Annotated in this window: 29 protein-coding genes; 13 read left to right on the top strand and 16 right to left on the bottom strand. The window is 61.6% G+C overall.

The window, feature by feature from the left end; translation table 11 throughout:
• Both SynBMKMC1_RS05540 and SynBMKMC1_RS05535 read left to right on the top strand, forming a co-directional pair.
• A complete protein-coding gene (locus tag SynBMKMC1_RS05540; RefSeq protein WP_041428805.1) occupies nucleotides 1-189 on the top strand; it encodes a hypothetical protein in 189 nt (62 codons plus the stop codon).
• A gap of 88 nt (nucleotides 190-277) precedes the next feature.
• On the top strand, nucleotides 278-445 hold the full coding sequence (locus SynBMKMC1_RS05535; protein ID WP_011932872.1) for a hypothetical protein: 168 nt from the start codon (nucleotides 278-280) through the stop codon (nucleotides 443-445).
• A 379-nt stretch (nucleotides 446-824) separates the two neighbouring features.
• Here the strand turns inward: SynBMKMC1_RS05535 and SynBMKMC1_RS05530 are convergent, their stop codons facing one another.
• The 3 genes from SynBMKMC1_RS05530 to SynBMKMC1_RS05520 all read right to left on the bottom strand — a co-directional run bounded on the left by SynBMKMC1_RS05530 (nucleotide 825) and on the right by SynBMKMC1_RS05520 (nucleotide 1,904).
• Nucleotides 825-1,166, bottom strand: coding sequence for a hypothetical protein (locus SynBMKMC1_RS05530; RefSeq protein ID WP_011932870.1), 342 nt, complete (start codon nucleotides 1,164-1,166; stop codon nucleotides 825-827).
• A 43-nt stretch (nucleotides 1,167-1,209) separates the two neighbouring features.
• Nucleotides 1,210-1,404 carry a hypothetical protein gene (locus SynBMKMC1_RS05525; protein ID WP_186473000.1) on the bottom strand — a complete coding sequence of 65 codons (195 nt, stop codon included), beginning with the start codon at nucleotides 1,402-1,404 and terminating at the stop codon, nucleotides 1,210-1,212.
• Nucleotides 1,405-1,568: 164 nt separating this feature from the next.
• The gene (locus tag SynBMKMC1_RS05520) at nucleotides 1,569-1,904 is read right to left on the bottom strand and encodes a hypothetical protein (RefSeq protein ID WP_011932868.1); all 336 of its coding nucleotides are present in this window, start codon (nucleotides 1,902-1,904) and stop codon (nucleotides 1,569-1,571) included.
• Between the two features lie 93 nt (nucleotides 1,905-1,997).
• Here SynBMKMC1_RS05520 and SynBMKMC1_RS05515 point away from each other — a divergent pair, with 93 nt between their 5' ends.
• The 3 genes from SynBMKMC1_RS05515 to SynBMKMC1_RS05505 are packed head-to-tail and all read left to right on the top strand — an operon-like array spanning nucleotide 1,998 to nucleotide 3,041.
• Nucleotides 1,998-2,240 (top strand): hypothetical protein, encoded by a 243-nt coding sequence (locus tag SynBMKMC1_RS05515; protein WP_011932867.1) that lies wholly within the window; start codon nucleotides 1,998-2,000, stop codon nucleotides 2,238-2,240.
• The gene (locus SynBMKMC1_RS05510) at nucleotides 2,237-2,554 is read left to right on the top strand and encodes a hypothetical protein (protein ID WP_186472999.1); all 318 of its coding nucleotides are present in this window, start codon (nucleotides 2,237-2,239) and stop codon (nucleotides 2,552-2,554) included. Before SynBMKMC1_RS05515 ends, SynBMKMC1_RS05510 begins: the two co-directional genes overlap by 4 nt.
• On the top strand, nucleotides 2,541-3,041 hold the full coding sequence (locus SynBMKMC1_RS05505) for a DUF924 family protein (RefSeq protein WP_186472998.1): 501 nt from the start codon (nucleotides 2,541-2,543) through the stop codon (nucleotides 3,039-3,041). Before SynBMKMC1_RS05510 ends, SynBMKMC1_RS05505 begins: the two co-directional genes overlap by 14 nt.
• A 197-nt stretch (nucleotides 3,042-3,238) precedes the next feature.
• Here the strand turns inward: SynBMKMC1_RS05505 and SynBMKMC1_RS05500 are convergent, their stop codons facing one another.
• Nucleotides 3,239-3,508, bottom strand: a complete 270-nt coding sequence (locus SynBMKMC1_RS05500) for a DUF1651 domain-containing protein (protein WP_186472997.1) — start codon at nucleotides 3,506-3,508, stop codon at nucleotides 3,239-3,241.
• A gap of 72 nt (nucleotides 3,509-3,580) precedes the next feature.
• Nucleotides 3,581-3,823: a hypothetical protein gene (locus tag SynBMKMC1_RS05495; protein ID WP_186472996.1), complete on the bottom strand. Its 243-nt coding sequence runs from the start codon at nucleotides 3,821-3,823 to the stop codon at nucleotides 3,581-3,583.
• A gap of 38 nt (nucleotides 3,824-3,861) precedes the next feature.
• On the opposite strand from SynBMKMC1_RS05495, the gene SynBMKMC1_RS05490 reads away from it, so the two are divergent.
• Complete coding sequence (locus SynBMKMC1_RS05490; protein WP_186472995.1) at nucleotides 3,862-4,089, top strand: hypothetical protein; 228 nt, start codon at nucleotides 3,862-3,864, stop codon at nucleotides 4,087-4,089.
• Nucleotides 4,090-4,093: 4 nt separating this feature from the next.
• Here the strand turns inward: SynBMKMC1_RS05490 and SynBMKMC1_RS05485 are convergent, their stop codons facing one another.
• Complete coding sequence (locus SynBMKMC1_RS05485; RefSeq protein WP_186473342.1) at nucleotides 4,094-4,378, bottom strand: DUF427 domain-containing protein; 285 nt, start codon at nucleotides 4,376-4,378, stop codon at nucleotides 4,094-4,096.
• A 13-nt stretch (nucleotides 4,379-4,391) separates the two neighbouring features.
• Nucleotides 4,392-5,243, bottom strand: a complete 852-nt coding sequence (locus SynBMKMC1_RS05480; RefSeq protein ID WP_186473341.1) for an MBL fold metallo-hydrolase — start codon at nucleotides 5,241-5,243, stop codon at nucleotides 4,392-4,394.
• 199 nt (nucleotides 5,244-5,442) lie between these two features.
• On the opposite strand from SynBMKMC1_RS05480, the gene SynBMKMC1_RS05475 reads away from it, so the two are divergent.
• Genes SynBMKMC1_RS05475 through SynBMKMC1_RS05465 form a run of 3 tightly spaced genes read left to right on the top strand, consistent with a single transcriptional unit; the run spans nucleotide 5,443 to nucleotide 7,908 of the window.
• Nucleotides 5,443-6,519: a Zn peptidase gene (locus SynBMKMC1_RS05475; protein WP_186472994.1), complete on the top strand. Its 1,077-nt coding sequence runs from the start codon at nucleotides 5,443-5,445 to the stop codon at nucleotides 6,517-6,519.
• Between the two features lie 39 nt (nucleotides 6,520-6,558).
• Nucleotides 6,559-7,083, top strand: coding sequence for a superoxide dismutase family protein (gene sodC / locus SynBMKMC1_RS05470; protein ID WP_186472993.1), 525 nt, complete (start codon nucleotides 6,559-6,561; stop codon nucleotides 7,081-7,083).
• Between the two features lie 3 nt (nucleotides 7,084-7,086).
• Nucleotides 7,087-7,908, top strand: a complete 822-nt coding sequence (locus tag SynBMKMC1_RS05465; protein WP_186472992.1) for an SDR family NAD(P)-dependent oxidoreductase — start codon at nucleotides 7,087-7,089, stop codon at nucleotides 7,906-7,908.
• Between the two features lie 12 nt (nucleotides 7,909-7,920).
• Here the strand turns inward: SynBMKMC1_RS05465 and dcd are convergent, their stop codons facing one another.
• Nucleotides 7,921-8,445: a dCTP deaminase gene (gene dcd / locus SynBMKMC1_RS05460; RefSeq protein ID WP_186472991.1), complete on the bottom strand. Its 525-nt coding sequence runs from the start codon at nucleotides 8,443-8,445 to the stop codon at nucleotides 7,921-7,923.
• Between the two features lie 338 nt (nucleotides 8,446-8,783).
• Between dcd and SynBMKMC1_RS05455 the strand changes: the two genes are divergently transcribed.
• The gene (locus SynBMKMC1_RS05455) at nucleotides 8,784-9,230 is read left to right on the top strand and encodes a cupin domain-containing protein (RefSeq protein WP_186472990.1); all 447 of its coding nucleotides are present in this window, start codon (nucleotides 8,784-8,786) and stop codon (nucleotides 9,228-9,230) included.
• A gap of 5 nt (nucleotides 9,231-9,235) precedes the next feature.
• On the opposite strand, the gene SynBMKMC1_RS05450 is transcribed toward SynBMKMC1_RS05455, so the two are convergent.
• From SynBMKMC1_RS05450 to SynBMKMC1_RS05440, 3 genes are read right to left on the bottom strand one after another with little or no spacing between them, the layout of a single operon-like run.
• A complete protein-coding gene (locus SynBMKMC1_RS05450) occupies nucleotides 9,236-9,574 on the bottom strand; it encodes a phenylpyruvate tautomerase MIF-related protein (RefSeq protein WP_186472989.1) in 339 nt (112 codons plus the stop codon).
• Between the two features lie 7 nt (nucleotides 9,575-9,581).
• Nucleotides 9,582-9,731, bottom strand: coding sequence for a hypothetical protein (locus tag SynBMKMC1_RS05445; protein ID WP_186472988.1), 150 nt, complete (start codon nucleotides 9,729-9,731; stop codon nucleotides 9,582-9,584).
• 42 nt (nucleotides 9,732-9,773) lie between these two features.
• Nucleotides 9,774-10,019 carry a hypothetical protein gene (locus SynBMKMC1_RS05440; RefSeq protein ID WP_186472987.1) on the bottom strand — a complete coding sequence of 82 codons (246 nt, stop codon included), beginning with the start codon at nucleotides 10,017-10,019 and terminating at the stop codon, nucleotides 9,774-9,776.
• An 11-nt stretch (nucleotides 10,020-10,030) separates the two neighbouring features.
• On the opposite strand from SynBMKMC1_RS05440, the gene SynBMKMC1_RS05435 reads away from it, so the two are divergent.
• A complete protein-coding gene (locus SynBMKMC1_RS05435) occupies nucleotides 10,031-11,233 on the top strand; it encodes a DUF4145 domain-containing protein (RefSeq protein WP_186472986.1) in 1,203 nt (400 codons plus the stop codon).
• Here the strand turns inward: SynBMKMC1_RS05435 and SynBMKMC1_RS05430 are convergent.
• The 4 genes from SynBMKMC1_RS05430 to SynBMKMC1_RS05415 are packed head-to-tail and all read right to left on the bottom strand — an operon-like array spanning nucleotide 11,184 to nucleotide 12,445.
• Nucleotides 11,184-11,633 carry a hypothetical protein gene (locus SynBMKMC1_RS05430; protein WP_186472985.1) on the bottom strand — a complete coding sequence of 150 codons (450 nt, stop codon included), beginning with the start codon at nucleotides 11,631-11,633 and terminating at the stop codon, nucleotides 11,184-11,186. The genes SynBMKMC1_RS05435 and SynBMKMC1_RS05430 overlap by 50 nt on opposite strands.
• A gap of 45 nt (nucleotides 11,634-11,678) precedes the next feature.
• The gene (locus SynBMKMC1_RS05425) at nucleotides 11,679-11,948 is read right to left on the bottom strand and encodes a hypothetical protein (RefSeq protein ID WP_186472984.1); all 270 of its coding nucleotides are present in this window, start codon (nucleotides 11,946-11,948) and stop codon (nucleotides 11,679-11,681) included.
• 30 nt (nucleotides 11,949-11,978) lie between these two features.
• A complete protein-coding gene (locus SynBMKMC1_RS05420; protein WP_186472983.1) occupies nucleotides 11,979-12,230 on the bottom strand; it encodes a TIGR03643 family protein in 252 nt (83 codons plus the stop codon).
• A complete protein-coding gene (locus SynBMKMC1_RS05415) occupies nucleotides 12,227-12,445 on the bottom strand; it encodes a hypothetical protein (RefSeq protein WP_186472982.1) in 219 nt (72 codons plus the stop codon). The genes SynBMKMC1_RS05420 and SynBMKMC1_RS05415 overlap by 4 nt, the downstream gene beginning before the upstream one ends.
• 69 nt (nucleotides 12,446-12,514) lie before the next feature.
• Here SynBMKMC1_RS05415 and SynBMKMC1_RS05410 point away from each other — a divergent pair, with 69 nt between their 5' ends.
• Nucleotides 12,515-12,823 (top strand): hypothetical protein, encoded by a 309-nt coding sequence (locus SynBMKMC1_RS05410; protein ID WP_186472981.1) that lies wholly within the window; start codon nucleotides 12,515-12,517, stop codon nucleotides 12,821-12,823.
• A 7-nt stretch (nucleotides 12,824-12,830) separates the two neighbouring features.
• Here SynBMKMC1_RS05410 and SynBMKMC1_RS05405 read toward each other — a convergent pair whose 3' ends face one another.
• On the bottom strand, nucleotides 12,831-13,058 hold the full coding sequence (locus SynBMKMC1_RS05405) for a Nif11-like leader peptide family natural product precursor (protein ID WP_186472980.1): 228 nt from the start codon (nucleotides 13,056-13,058) through the stop codon (nucleotides 12,831-12,833).
• Between the two features lie 79 nt (nucleotides 13,059-13,137).
• On the opposite strand from SynBMKMC1_RS05405, the gene SynBMKMC1_RS05400 reads away from it, so the two are divergent.
• Nucleotides 13,138-13,752, top strand: a complete 615-nt coding sequence (locus tag SynBMKMC1_RS05400) for a DUF3598 family protein (protein ID WP_186472979.1) — start codon at nucleotides 13,138-13,140, stop codon at nucleotides 13,750-13,752.
• Nucleotides 13,753-13,802: the final 50 nt, after the last annotated feature.

Genomic DNA, 13,802 nt, shown 5'->3' with positions numbered 1-13,802 from the left:
ATGAACGGCAGCATTCAACTCAGCACCGAACAACGGTTTCAGATCGAGCAGTTCAACCGAGCTCTCGACACCACTCAGGATCCGGATCAACTTCGGCAGCTTGCCAAGCAACTGATGCAGGCCTGGCAGACCCAGAAAGCGGCCACCAGCTGGATCATGCGCCAGGGACCGCCCCCCTTGATGCGCTGAAGACAGGAAGACAGGCCGAAGGAGCCCGCTCGTTCCATCACGCCGCCCAGTTGGCGTTGACTAGCGTTGATGCCGAAAGGTTTCAACCATGGTTGAGCTGTACTTGAAGGCCAAGCTGCACAGTCGCATCAGCGTCGACAGCTATCGCTCGGTGTTGATGCTTCAAGAACTCGACGACCAGGACCAACGCCTGCGCACGGATCTTCTCCGCCAGGTGGACAACGGCTCGATCAAACTGATTCACAGCTGCGCCTGACGTGCTTGGTGTTTCAACCCAACGATCCCAGGTTCTGGAGGGCACTCCTGGGGGTCCTATCCCTCGTCGTGGGCTGCTCACTCGCCTGGGTCATCCTGCAGCTCTGATCATCACGGCCTGCCTTGTGCTCATCACGGGCGCCATCCCTGCTGCGGCCACGTTGGACGACGAGGACATGATCCAAAACCAGGATACTGAACCGGTCGACTTTGACCCGGATGCTCCAACCATGAAGACTCCGCCCCCGGATGCATCCGAGAGGTGAGCCCTCGTCCGCGGTCTGCGTCACCACACGCGCGGACCAGCTGATAATGATGCAACGCACAGCCGTCTGTGCCGAACAACACAATGTCTACAGATCCTGACGCTGCTGTGAGCGTCAGTTCAGAACGGCCCAGAGAAGCGCCAGAGCGATCCCAACAGTGCCCACGCCCAGGGCGAGGAGCACCAGAAGACTTCCACCCGCCAACAACATCAGCCGACGGAATGACTGCGGGAAGAGCAGATACACCGCAAGGCCAGCAGCAGCGGGCCACAACGGTGGGATCAGCAGGAACACACCTGTCAACACCATGAGGCGCTTGCGCAAGTGCTGATCGCGCTCGAGAGCGAGGCGTTCACCTTGCTTCTGCGCAGCCAGCTGATCGCGTTCCTCGTCGCTGAGCCAGCGCCCCATCGCCCGGGCCTGCTCAAGCTCCTCTTCGATCTGCTGGCGTGACATCGATGGATTCATTCCTTCAATGTAATGGCGCTGAAAGCGATGCTCAGCTGGAGCCGTGACGCTCTCCTTGTCGCCAGGAGCGCTCCAACGACGCCCGTGCTTGATCGAGATCGGTAGCCCCCAAGCGATTCTGCGCCGACAATCCGGCCCGGAAAGGCTGCGTCATGCGCCAGAAACGCAGGGCCGCCGCCAAAGCCACGACCCCCCAAGCAACAAGAATCCAACGGGGGTCGTGCACGCAGCTGCGCAAAACACCATCATGAAGCGATCTTGAGCCCACTGCGGCTGAGCCGACACCACCATGGATGGACGACTACTTCTCAGTGGAATCGGACTCGTGGTGCTGGCTGTGACGGTGTACGAATACCTGCTGCTTCAGGGTTTGGCTCCTGCAGCCTGAGCTCATTCCGAGGCGTCGCAGGCGTAGCTGATCACGGCACCGCGCCGCTCGCGAAAGTCGGGGTGCAGCGGATCCTCCACCTGCCACCACCAACGCCCATCGGTGTAACTCGGAGTCCCTGCATTGTTGGTGCGGGGAAGCTGAAGGGTGACGCCGCGCCAGTGGAGCAACACCCCATCACCCGGCACGGTGCCTGCGGCGCTATTGGGCAGCGGAGACTCCGTCACACCAATGGCGTCCTGTCCGAGGGTGAGTGGTTCCGCCGTGAGTCGATCGCCATCACAGATCCAGGCCGCTGAGACCGGTGTTGAGGCAACAGCCAGGCCAACCAGAAGCACGACGTTCAAGACAAGCCATCGCAGACATTGAGCCACAGCGAACGAGCGAACACGTCAGAGTGAAAGAGTCGCACCCCTGTGCACCCTCCGTCGATGCTCCCCCCCTTCTTTCCCCTCTGCCCGATCAGCGCCGCGAAGATCGCAGGCCTCAAGGCAACAGTGACGCTGCTGCTGGTGCTTCTGATCAAGTCCAAGCTTCTGCGCGTGAAGATGTCGCTGCTCGGCTCCTTTCTCGGCTTGATCATGTTGACCGGGTTTCTCCTGAGCACCGGCGTTCTCACCCTCGTTGCCGGTGGCGCCGTGGCCTATGCCGCTGCCAGCCGGAGCAAGGCATGACAACACCGGAATCGAACGCAGGTCCCAGCCCGGAGCAAATCCTTGCGGCATCCGCCGGATGGGTCGCCGTGGTGTTGAACGTGGTTCCAGGCCTGGGTGCGGGGTATCTCTACCAACGCCGCTGGAAGGCTTATTGGCTCACCTCGGCAGTGGCCACCGCCTGGTTTGTTGCCGGTGCAGCTCTGGGATTGAACGCTGAGCCAGACGCCGATCCCCAGAATCAGTTGATCGGGCTTCTCGGACTTGTGCTGCTGTCGGCAGTGACAGCCAGCGAAGCAGGCCTGGCCGTGAAGCGGGTGCGTGGCTCTGACTGAACCGGAGCGAGATTCCGACGCGATTCTCCGATTCTGGTTTGAAGACTGTCGCCCTTGTCAGTGGTTCAAGCGCAATCCAAGCTTCGATCAACGCATCAGAGATCGCTTCGGCGCTCTGTGCCTATCGGCGCAAGCAGGCGGTCTGATCGCCTGGGAGCAAGACGCGTGTTCCGCACTCGCGCTGGTTCTGCTGCTGGATCAGTTCAGCCGTCATGTCTGGCGCGGACAGGCCCAAGCCTTTGCAGGGGATGCACGCGCCGTGACCCTCAGCCGCGAGGCACTGCGGCGGGGTTGGATTCAAAGCGAACCGGAACGCGCCCGGCGTCAGTTCTGGTTGATGCCACTGCTGCACAGCGAGGAGACCGCCACCGTTGAGAGTGCGATCCCCCTGCTCGAACGCTGGGCAGACCCTGCCACGGCAGCCATCGCCCAGCGCAATCTCAAGGTGCTGCTTCAGGAAGGGCGGTATCCCTGGCGCGATCAGTGAGCAAAAAAATGGGCAAGCCCCTCAGCTCACCCGCTCGACGCATTGGAAGGTGTTTCACTTCCACATTCACTTTTTAACCAATCATCCGATCGATGTGTATCCAAAAGAACAGTGTTCGAACAAACAAAACATGAAGAATCGGCGGGAATGATTCTCATTTAGGTTGCGGACGGATGGGAGGTCTGCTGTTGGTCTGATTACCAATGGGCGATGGTGCGCTCCCAACCCGTCAGACGCATCGTTTCGAAAGCTTTGATGGCGTTGACGAGCAACATGCGTCTGCGGTGCTCAGGCGTGGCCTGGCCTGGTGCAATCAGACGCCCCGTTTCCACCCAGACCCACTCGGCATGGGACGTGGGCATGGCTTGCTGAAAGCGCACGACAAGTCCCTCCTGCCGGTTCATCAACCAGCCCTGAGCGCCGGAAATCCGTGGTTTCTGGCGTCGATCGGGATGGGAGGTCCACATGATCGAATCCTGTCGAGATCCCCAAGACAACGAACGCGCTCTTCAGCAATCACGCACAAATCAGCCCAGCCATCAACGGTTTTGATGGCATCGCTCCATCACCCGATTGAGAACCTCAACCTTGACGGAGGCGCGATCCCTGGCCACGTAAATCTCAGCCTGGTGTTTGTCACGGCCCCTGCTCTCCACTTGCTCAATTTCGGGTTCAAGCCGGGTCAGCACAGCGTCAATCTCGCTCAGAGGCTCGTCGCCGAAGTCGTCGATCGCGAGCAGAACTCGATCCAGCGCCATCAGCAGTTTTGTGGCCTTGCTCATGGGTCGATGCATGCTTCTGCAAGGTAGCCATGCCGTGCATGCCCCACCCCAACGACACGCCTGCGGTGAGCCAGAGCCAACACAAGACACAGATGATTGCCTGCGCCTTGTGCCAGAGCCCTGGCCCGGTGCACTACCGCGTGCGCAGCAATCTGATCAAAAACTGGACCTTGATCTGCCCGCAGTGCTGGTTGCGGGTTGAACGCCAACCCGGATACCAGTACGGGGGCACGCGCAAGGCAAGCCGCCGGCAGCGAAAATGCTGAATTCTCAGCTCAGCTCCACACCCTTGCCGCGATAAAAAGCGAAACGCTCGCGAATCTGTTCTGCTTCGGGCTTGGGAGACTCATAACTCCAAACCGCATTGCTGATCACCTGATCACCAACCACCACATCCCAGTAGCGGGCGGTGCCTTTCCAACCGCACACCGTGATGTGACTGGAGTCGCGGAAGTAGTCGGCGTGCATCGACGCGCGAGGGAAATAGGGATTGCCATCCACCATCACGATGTCGTCGCTCTCGGCAATCACCGTGCCGTTGAAAACAGCCTGCATCGCTTGGTCCTGATCAGGTTTCATGATGGCGCCGATTCCAGCGCAGGGTCTGTTCAAGAGCGGTCCGCCAGGCTCCCGGTGCAAAAGCATGCCGGCGGCCATGCCCAGGCAGCAGCAAGGCCACATCAAGGTTCAGCAGCCGCTCCACAGACGCAAGCTGGGTTGCAAAATCCCACCAGCAGTAGCGCTCTGAAGCCACCACCACCGCATGCTCGGGGTTCCACCAGAGGTGATCGCCACTGAAGAGCACAGCGCGTGCGTCCCCCAGCAATGCGCAGAGCGATCCCTCGGTGTGCCCTGGCGTGGGGATGAGCTGGAAGCCTTCGGCAATCGCCAGCGCATCGCCGCCTGTGATCAGGTGTTCCGCCTCCGAGGCCGCCTGCGCATCCGCCGCATGAATCCAGCGTTCACAACCCAACGCGCTGACCCAACGCGCGTGGTCTGCCACATCATCGCGGTGGGTGAGCACGATGAAGCGCAAGCCACCCAGGGCCTGGATCCGCCGGGCCAGAGCCGCGCTCCAACGCGGAACATCCACCATCACGTTTCCGGAAGGCCGGGTGATCAACCAACTGCAGGCGCCGAAACTGTGCCGCGACGCCCAGCCGCAGTAGTAGATCGTTCCCTCGGGATGCTCCTTGATCAGAGCAGGAAAGCCATCCACCGGCGTGGTCTGGAGCAGGCGGCGCTCGGTTTCGATCGCTGCCACAGGGCAGGCCTGCAAAGCCAGAAGCGCCTGCTCTGTGGCCTCCTGGCCAACGGGCTGCGCGTGCACGCATGCCCTTTCACCCTCAGGGGCGAAATGATCGGGATCGAATTGCCAGCACGTGCCGCAGTTGATGCAGCGCTGGTTGATGCGGAACACCAAGGTGCTTAGCGCAGGGCTTTCGAGCGCGGTGTATCCAGAAGCTTCAGTGGCCAGAGCGCAAGCGGCATACCGATGCGAAAGGCAACCTTGAGAAACCAGCGTTTCATGGTGCGACCTGATGGGTCATCTCCAGCGTGGCCGATCGCTCCATGGCCATCAAGGCCGGACGCGAGGATCGTTACGCCGTTGCCATCCCATGACCATTCTTTCTGCTGCTCTAGTTCTGGCTGCCGCCACAAGCCCGCCGGCCCCCATCACGGTCGACTCCCCAGCCATTCAGGAACGTCTCGGTTTCGTGCGTGATTTCCGTGTGGACATCACCGAAGGGCAAACGCAGGCCGCCTACGTCCAGACCCACCATGAGCTGCTCGATTTGTACTGGCGGCATCTGGCCAGCGACGCAGCTCCGGAGATGCAGCGCGTGACGCTGCTTCCTCGAGGCTCTCGCTTTTCAGCTTGCGGCCGAGCCCGAGCCCGCAATGCCTACTGCCCCGAATCGTCGGAGATCATTCTTGAGCCACGGATCATCGGCAAACGTCAGACGCTGAGCCGCAATGTGCGTCAACGCCTCGTCGCACTCACGATCCTTGCCCATGAATGGGGGCACCATGTGAATCACAGCTCCTCGCGTGGGGCCTTCAGCAATCGCGAAGAAAATGCTGCCGACTGGAGAGCGGGTCGTTATCTGGCCTGGCTGATGGACAACGGAGCGCTCTCGGTGAAGGACTTCACTGATGCAGCCAATCTGTTTTTCAGCATTGGCGACTTTCATCTGCAATCTCCGCACAACAATCCGAAAGCGCGTTACACCGCGTTCATTGCCGGAGTGGAAGCCGAAGGGGTTTCTCCCGAACGCCAGAAAGGTTGGGTGATGGACACGGCCGAAACCTTTTCCAAAGTGCGGGCAGCGAACCCAGACGCGCCCTCAAAACGGGTTCAAGCGCGCGTGTATCGCTTTGAAATCGAGCGGGGAGGGCAGATCGCCGGCAACATCCTCTCCGGATTGTTTGGAGCTGCCAGCTGTGCGCTGGGCTCAGCCGACCGCTGTGCGAACTCTTTGCAGCAGGTCGGCAAAGCCAGGCCCGATGGTTGGTATCGCCTGCGCCAACTCAGCCTCGATTGTGTGAACCGCAGCTTCGACATCGAAGGCGATGGCCTCCGCCGGCAGCCGATCCAGAACGACCGCAAGGGACAGGCGCAACGGATTGCCAATAGAACCTGCCCAGCTCTGGTGGCTGACTTCCAAGCGGTACCGCTGCCGACACAGCGCTAGCGCCGTTTGAACGACAATGAGAGAACTTGGACGTTCTCCATGCCGCGTCTCGTACCCCTGATCGCGTTGATCCTGGTGTTGTGCGTGCCAGGCCAGGCCTCGGCCGGTTCGCTGGAGGTGACACTCCACGCCATCAGCGCTGAGGGGGTTGGAGACCCCATCGGCAGCGTGAAGGCCCATGACAGCGACCAGGGTCTGGTGATCACGCCATCACTCCAGGGATTGAGCGAGGGTGAGCACGGATTCCACCTGCACGCCGGCGACTCCTGCGATGCAGCTCTGAATGCCGAAGGCGTGATGGTGGCGGGCCTCGCGGCGAAAGGGCATTGGGACCCCGACGAAACCAACACCCATCTCGGGCCATTCGGGAATGGTCACCGCGGCGACCTGAGCAGGCTTGTGGTGGATGCCGATGGCAACACCACAACCACCGTGGTCGCCCCGCGCCTGAGCACCGCCGATCTGCGTGGACGGGCCCTGGTGGTGCACGCCGGTGGTGACACCTACAGCGACACACCACCCCTGGGTGGTGGTGGAGCGCGCATTGCCTGCGGCGTGGGCTGAGGAATGACAACTCCTGGAACCGTTCTGATCACCGGCGCTTCCAGCGGCATCGGTCGCGCCACAGCACTGCGTCTGCTGAGGAGGGGTTGGACTGTGCATGCAGCCGCGAGACGGGTCGATGCCATGGAGGACCTGCGCAGCCGCGGTGCCTTCGTGCATGCGCTCGACATCACGGACCCGGGATCACGACAAGCACTGAGTGATGCAGTTGCAGACCAGCACGAAGGCCTGGATGCCCTGGTGAACAACGCTGGATATGGATCCATCGGTCCAATGGAAACCATGCCGCTTGATGCGGCACGGGCGATGTTTGACGTGAATGTGTTCGGGCTCATGGGCCTGACCCAGGCGCTGCTGCCGGCGATGCGCAAGCGCGGTCAGGGCCGGATTGTGAACATCTCCTCCATCGCAGGACAATTCGTGACGCCGGGGGCCGGCTGGTATGGCGCCAGCAAATTCGCTGTCGAAGCCATCAGCGACGCCCTGCGCATGGAACTTCAGAGCTTCGGCGTGAAGGTGGTGGTGATCGAGCCAGGATTGATCCGCACAGGGTTTGAAGCCGTGAGCAAGCCATCACTCGAGGCCGGCGGCGATGATCCGGTGTGGGGATCGATGATGCGCAACGTCGCGAAAGCGTGGGGCGAAGGCTTCCGACAAGGATCCGATCCTGAGGTGGTGGCCGCCTGCATCGAGCGCGCTCTCACGGATGCTGATCCAAGCCCGCGCTACCGCTGCGGCAGCTCGTCGGAATCAGCCTTGATCCAACGGTTCATCCCCACCCGTCTCTGGGACTCCCTGGTGCGCCGTCAGATGATCGGCGGCTGAAGCAACGCGCGATCAGAAGCTCTGCTGGGTCTGGCCAGCAAAACGACCTTCGTAGTGCTCCTCACCATCCAGCTCCTGAAAGATGAACTGGCAGATGGCGGTACCAGGAACCACGGCCAACGGTGCCGGGCCGAAGTTGCTCATCTCCAGCACCTGCTGACTGTCGATCCCGGGTCCCATGAAGGGAGCACTGATGTGCACCATCAATCCCAAACGGGCGAATCGGCTGCGCCCCTCCAACCAACCGCACAATCCCGGTCCAAGCCTGAGGCGCTCCCGGGTGATCCCCAGGATTGTTTCGCCGGGCATGATCAGGATGTGCCCCTCCTCCGGCACGTCCACCTTCTCGGTGAACTCCCGGTAATCGGTGTCTTCACACACGGCGATCACCTCATGCACCTTGCGGAACACCCGGAAGCTGCCGGCCAGGGTGAGATCCACGGAAGCGGGACCCACAAGCTCAGGGCTGAAGGGTGTGATTGTGATCGCCCCGGAGTCAATCGCCTGAAGAATGGCCTGCCGTCCCAGAACTGCCATGGGGCTTGTGCAAGGGGGTCAAAGTATGACCTGAACAGGACAAAAACTCTGATTCGTGGCAATATTGAAAGGTGAAGCAGTTTTGACAGTTGTCAGCTGCACGCCAAGAGAGCCTGAAACAAACCTTCAGCGCGATCCAAATACCTCGATTAAGAGCCCACAATGAAAAACCTTGCCCATCAAGGGAGACAGCATTTTTTGTTGTCTGAACCCTTTCGGACCAATCCTGTTTCGACCGATCAGCCCGCCCGTTGCCGCCCGGCAAAAGAAGACGTCCACCGAATCCAGTCATCTCAGTTGATCAGCTGGGACGAGTTGCTGGGTCAACGCTGATGCGGATGCGCAGGCAACTCGCCAAGGTCCTCCTTCTGGCGGGATGGGCCACGGGATCAATGGCCCATCCCGTCACTCCCAGTGCGGAGCTGCGACCAGCCATCGGAGGTGCGCCAGCGAAGACCCGGCAGGTTCGGGTGGAATCACTCGGCGCCCTCGGCCTTGCCAAGGAATTCAAGGCACTGAAAGGCAGGGAACTTCGCGCCAGGCGCATCACAATCCTGCCTGGCGGATCGGTTGCATGGCACGAACATCATCAGAGGCCTGGAGTTGCTTACATGCTGAGCGGCACACTCGTGGAATACAGGGAGGACAACGCCGGAGTGCGTGCGATCGAGCGACGCGCTGGAGACGCAGTGTTTGAATCCAGCGGCGTTCTGCATGGCTGGCGCAACACCAGTAGCACCAAGGCGACCGCGGTGGTGATCGACCTTGTCCCTCAGGGCGACTGACGCGCTCAACCGAATGTGGAGCCGTTCCAGCCCCAGCAGCTCGCCGGCACATCCTCAAAACCGATGTAGATGCGGTTTGCAGCAATCCCCGTTCGCGCACTGATCAGATCGCAAAAGGCCGCGGTCATGGCTGGGGGACGGAGGGCACCAATGGACTTCACCTCCACATAGGCGCAGGGTTCTGAGCTGCCGGCGAAGGTCATCGGCACAGCGCTCTCCAGCAGCGCCATCACATAAGCCTCGGGCTTGCCGGTCTGCTCTGCCAGCAACGACGACAGCTGCTGCAGCAATCCATCGCCATCGTCGACAGAGGCCAACGACGTGCGCACGTTGATTAAGGGCATGGTCGATTCAGACGTCGTACAACTTGCACCCGGGCGCCGTTGGATCAGCAGCGCAACGACGGCTCCAATACTCCAGATCCTCGCCGCGGTGGTCGAGGGGCGGGCGGGAGATGGGCTTGGTGTTGAGAGCCTGCGGGCGTTTGAAGAGATTGTTCATCGTTCCTCCTCGTCTGTTTCTGGTCTACACCCGCTGCGCCCCTCAGGTCTGTTGGGAGTCCCGAAAGGCCTGAAGCTTGTCCATGTCTTTCTCCTCATCGATCGTGTAGTCGGTGAGGATCAACGCCTTGCCGATGGTGCCGAGGGCATATTCGATCCGATCGAGATCGTTTCGTCCCCCGCCATCGTTGCGCGCGGCGCGGATCACAGCTGGGGTGAGCTGGTTGGCGATGCGTTCGATGGCCTCAGCGATGGCCTTGGCCTGGTCGAGGGGGGTGGTGGCATCCATGGCACTGCCGCATGCACTGCATCACTTTGCCAGGAGCGCGCTGCGGGCGTCGATCCGCCTTGGTCGCCATCCTGAAGCGAGATGTGTGGAACGCAGCGATGCTGCTGAATGCCTTCGATCTGGAGACCAGTAGCGGCACGCGCAACCTGGAGCTCCGCGCCGGTGCGTTTGCCGGTCTGGGAATCGAGGCCGATCTCCTGGCCGTGTCGTCCGATGGCCTGGCAGATGGTGGAGCAGCGGACGCCTTCCTCACCCGACTGCAACGGGACTACGGGCTCAGGCTTCAGAGCACACAACGTGCCGTGGATCTCAGCGGCAGCCTGGTGAACAGCTGGGTCAGCGCTGAACTGAGCTTGCATCCTGTCCCCGCAGGGCCGGGAGGACGCCCGGTGACCAGCCACTTTCAGCGGGTGGCGGTGGTGGCCGGAGGTCTTGGCCATGAACAGGAGCGGGATCAACCTTGGAATGCGTTCAACCGCCTGTTCTCGCTTCTGGCCATCCTGCCGATGCAGGGGATCCACTGCCGCACCGTGGCTGCGCCGCTGTTTGGTCTCCACCCCAACGGTCCCGACGCTGCCGCCGATTACCCCCACCTGCTGGACATCTGCAAACAGGCCTTCCGGCATCTGCCTGAGCTGCACAGGCTGATCCTGTTTGATCGGGATGATCAGGTGCTGCGCCCGCTCGGCACCACGATCGATCGCAGGATTCAGCGCCAGGATCCCCACCACACCCTGGTGGAACTGCCCCGAGATCTCGACGCTCTGGAGAGCCTGCGCCATCTCTGCCGCTGCGTTCTGGAGGACGACAGCCTGAAGCGACTGCGGGTCGCCGCGGACCTCACAGAACTGATCCAGCTTCTCCAGAGTGACCAGGTCTCACCGATCTCCCTGGGGCTGCATTCGCGCCGGCTGCTGGAGCGTCTGGTGGCGCACTGTCTGCATCAGTGCGGAGACCAGCAGCAGCGAGGCCTCAACAGCGGTATTCAGCAGTTGCGCAGCCTGGGGCTGGACCCCTGGCTGCTGAGCTGCATGCACCAGGTGCGCACCTTCGGGAATTGGATGGGACACCCGCAGGACACGGGCCGGAGCCGTCGGGTTGAGCAACACGACGTTCTGGCCATGCTCTGTTCACTGCGGCGGATCCTGGCGGACTACCCCTGGATCACTCCGCCTGCATCACCAGAGCGTGAAAGTTCTGCATATGGGCCGTGAGCAGTTTCTCGAACACCCGGAACACCCCGACGATTTCCCGAGCACCAAGGCCCACCCCCTCCGGCACGATGTGCTTATAGATAAAGGTGATCACCCAGGCACCACCCTCGTCCTTCTCGGCACGGGCGTGGACGGGGAATTCATCGATCAGATTGCAAGCCCTGAGCACCTGGGCCTCCGCCGCCTCTCCGTAATTAGCGCTGTAACGGAAGACGAACACCTGATCGGTTGGGCTGGCATACACCTGCACAGGACGTCCATCCGACCAGACCGTGGTGGTCACGGCCACATCTGTTTGATCATCCTGGTTGCAAACCCGGTTGGTCTCGGCCTTATAGAAGGCTCCATCGAACAGCGACGTGACGTTGTCGGGGGAGAGCTGCTCAAGGGTGAACTCCATGGACGATCAAGACAGAACAGGCTCTGCCTTCATGCTGAACGCGGTTCAGCGGCCGCGCCATTGATTCCAGATCCTGCGGTGCCAGGGCGTGACATCTCTAGGGAGAGGAGGCTCACCACGCTGACGCCGCTCCAGCTGCTCCACCTCAAGCCTCAGCTGTCTGAGAACGGGGATCAGCAGCAATCCCGCAATCAGCCCCACGAACAGCAGAACGGGAAGCAGGGTGACCAGCCAGATCGTGCCGACAACGGCTGCACCCAATGCAGCCAGTTGTTGGATCCACTTCGGCCGGCCCCGGCCAGGCAGCTGCTTCATGGCGAGGGGAGCAACCTCTTCAGCGTGCCACTAACGGTGGCCGCTGGCCCGGAAGCGCGACGACTGACTGGTGATGCCGTGCTTTGTGCGACGTCCGCTCACGCGTTTGCGCCACATCCGGAAGGAGCAGGGTTTCAGCGCGCTGCGCATGATGGCGATCACCTGCGGTTCGCCGAGACCGAACTGATGCTGGATGGCCTCAAAGGTGGTGCGGTCTTCCCAGGCCATTTCAATGATCCGGTCGAGATCGGCGGAATCAAAACGTTCAACGGGACGACTCACAGCAAATCCAAGGCCCGGAGCACATCCATGCGGATGCCGCCAAGGCGCGCCCAGGCCTGAAGAGCGTCGGCTTGCGAGCCATAGGGTCGCCAGTCGTTCTCAGCGAGACGGCGCTGCATGTGCCGGGCCACCCGATCCACCACAAGGCGATCGCTGGGCACGGAGATCCTGATGGGCTTGCCGTTCAGTTCGTGAGTGAGCTCGCTTTCAGGCATGGGTAGGAACGCTGATTGTGCCTTTCGACACAGGACACAAGACTGAAAACATGGTCAACGGTGCACAGCATGAACCAGTTCTCGACCAAGACAGCCGACGTTAGGAAGCAGGAGACTCTGCTGACGACTGCCCAGCCAACCGCTGAGTGCCGCCTGCGCAACGACCGTCAGAGCTACTTCGCCATCACGCGCGCGCTTGTGCAGGCGCAGTTCGTTCTGGCCGATGGTGTGCTCAGCCAGCGCCTGTGGCAGGAGGTTGCCGACCGCGACCTGGAGGTGGGTCGCATCCTCAACCTGCTCTACAGCAGCTGCTTTCAGGACGACGAAGCCGAGATGACCGCCCTCGACGATGCCTTCCTGGCCCTGCACGTGAGCTGAGCCGGTTTCAGTAATACCGGCCGGGGTATTCCCCCGGGTGATCCACGCGGGTCACCCGCACGCCATCAACACTGCGGCCAGAGAGCAGCAGCAGATCACTCCCGGACACTGCATAGCCGAGCTCCTGAGCCAGCAGGGCCACCTCATCGGCTGTGACGGCGGCCTGCACCTGCGCCTGCAGCCGAGGGTCACGGCCGAGATGGGCCAGAAACGCCTGCACTGGGGAGGAGTCCATCGCGCCTTGCAGGAGCAGAAGGCTCCATCGTCCCTGACGGCGCGCCAACCTGAAGGCGCTTAGCTCCTCACCAGCCGCCATGCACGACCAACGGGCAGCGTTGCTGCAGCACAACATCGGCCGATGGGCGGGATGCTTCATCCGTCTCAATGGGGATGGCTTCGAGCAGGCACGCTTCCCCACGTCGCTTTCGGTGAAGGAGTGCGACGGGCTGATTCAAGCCTGCCTCTCCTACGAACACACCGGCCAGCAGCGGTCGATGACCTTTCAGACCCTGCCGCCCGCCATGCAGGTGAGTTCCCAGGGCGGATGGTCCCTTGGCCCCTCAAGCATCACGCCCAGGAGCTGGGTGGCGGAACTCTGCGTGGTGCATCAAAAGGCTCGCAGACGAATCGTGGTCCGTCATGGAGTGAGCGGGCTGGAACAAGTGGTGTACGTGGTGGAGACGGAAGGCAGCAGAACACCTGAGGCGCCTGTACAGCGTCTTCAGTGCCGCACGCGCAGCGCGGCGGAGCTGGTGATCTGGGAACCTGAAGACGGCGTTGAACTGCTTCTCGACCAGCGCGATCGCCAGAGCAGAGACGCCACTGCTTGCGGGCTGCGCTGGACCCTGCCGGGTGGAACCGTGCGACAGATGGTGCGCCGCTACGACACCCAGGGAGACCTGCTGCCCTTGAGCCCGGCCTGGCCGTAACGCCGGGACGTTGCATTCCTTAACAAAGAGTCGTAACGTTCTGTTAATCG

Source organism: Synechococcus sp. BMK-MC-1 (genome assembly GCF_014279955.1).
GTDB lineage: Bacteria > Cyanobacteriota > Cyanobacteriia > PCC-6307 > Cyanobiaceae > Synechococcus_C.
The sequence above is the reverse complement of the archived record's forward strand: the minus strand, read 5'-3'. Positions and strand labels throughout refer to the sequence as shown.

Coding starts and splice junctions, on each gene's coding strand:
- SynBMKMC1_RS05540 (WP_041428805.1), top strand. CDS start 1: ATGAACGGCAGCATTCAACTCAGCACCGAACAACGGTTTCAGATCGAG.
- SynBMKMC1_RS05535 (WP_011932872.1), top strand. CDS start 278: ATGGTTGAGCTGTACTTGAAGGCCAAGCTGCACAGTCGCATCAGCGTC.
- SynBMKMC1_RS05530 (WP_011932870.1), bottom strand. CDS start 1,166: ATGTCACGCCAGCAGATCGAAGAGGAGCTTGAGCAGGCCCGGGCGATG.
- SynBMKMC1_RS05515 (WP_011932867.1), top strand. CDS start 1,998: ATGCTCCCCCCCTTCTTTCCCCTCTGCCCGATCAGCGCCGCGAAGATC.
- SynBMKMC1_RS05510 (WP_186472999.1), top strand. CDS start 2,237: ATGACAACACCGGAATCGAACGCAGGTCCCAGCCCGGAGCAAATCCTT.
- SynBMKMC1_RS05500 (WP_186472997.1), bottom strand. CDS start 3,508: ATGTGGACCTCCCATCCCGATCGACGCCAGAAACCACGGATTTCCGGC.
- SynBMKMC1_RS05495 (WP_186472996.1), bottom strand. CDS start 3,823: ATGAGCAAGGCCACAAAACTGCTGATGGCGCTGGATCGAGTTCTGCTC.
- SynBMKMC1_RS05490 (WP_186472995.1), top strand. CDS start 3,862: ATGCCCCACCCCAACGACACGCCTGCGGTGAGCCAGAGCCAACACAAG.
- SynBMKMC1_RS05485 (WP_186473342.1), bottom strand. CDS start 4,378: ATGCAGGCTGTTTTCAACGGCACGGTGATTGCCGAGAGCGACGACATC.
- SynBMKMC1_RS05475 (WP_186472994.1), top strand. CDS start 5,443: ATGACCATTCTTTCTGCTGCTCTAGTTCTGGCTGCCGCCACAAGCCCG.
- sodC (WP_186472993.1), top strand. CDS start 6,559: ATGCCGCGTCTCGTACCCCTGATCGCGTTGATCCTGGTGTTGTGCGTG.
- SynBMKMC1_RS05465 (WP_186472992.1), top strand. CDS start 7,087: ATGACAACTCCTGGAACCGTTCTGATCACCGGCGCTTCCAGCGGCATC.
- dcd (WP_186472991.1), bottom strand. CDS start 8,445: ATGGCAGTTCTGGGACGGCAGGCCATTCTTCAGGCGATTGACTCCGGG.
- SynBMKMC1_RS05455 (WP_186472990.1), top strand. CDS start 8,784: ATGCGCAGGCAACTCGCCAAGGTCCTCCTTCTGGCGGGATGGGCCACG.
- SynBMKMC1_RS05450 (WP_186472989.1), bottom strand. CDS start 9,574: ATGCCCTTAATCAACGTGCGCACGTCGTTGGCCTCTGTCGACGATGGC.
- SynBMKMC1_RS05445 (WP_186472988.1), bottom strand. CDS start 9,731: ATGAACAATCTCTTCAAACGCCCGCAGGCTCTCAACACCAAGCCCATC.
- SynBMKMC1_RS05440 (WP_186472987.1), bottom strand. CDS start 10,019: ATGGATGCCACCACCCCCCTCGACCAGGCCAAGGCCATCGCTGAGGCC.
- SynBMKMC1_RS05435 (WP_186472986.1), top strand. CDS start 10,031: ATGCACTGCATCACTTTGCCAGGAGCGCGCTGCGGGCGTCGATCCGCC.
- SynBMKMC1_RS05430 (WP_186472985.1), bottom strand. CDS start 11,633: ATGGAGTTCACCCTTGAGCAGCTCTCCCCCGACAACGTCACGTCGCTG.
- SynBMKMC1_RS05425 (WP_186472984.1), bottom strand. CDS start 11,948: ATGAAGCAGCTGCCTGGCCGGGGCCGGCCGAAGTGGATCCAACAACTG.
- SynBMKMC1_RS05415 (WP_186472982.1), bottom strand. CDS start 12,445: ATGCCTGAAAGCGAGCTCACTCACGAACTGAACGGCAAGCCCATCAGG.
- SynBMKMC1_RS05410 (WP_186472981.1), top strand. CDS start 12,515: ATGAACCAGTTCTCGACCAAGACAGCCGACGTTAGGAAGCAGGAGACT.
- SynBMKMC1_RS05405 (WP_186472980.1), bottom strand. CDS start 13,058: ATGGACTCCTCCCCAGTGCAGGCGTTTCTGGCCCATCTCGGCCGTGAC.
- SynBMKMC1_RS05400 (WP_186472979.1), top strand. CDS start 13,138: ATGCACGACCAACGGGCAGCGTTGCTGCAGCACAACATCGGCCGATGG.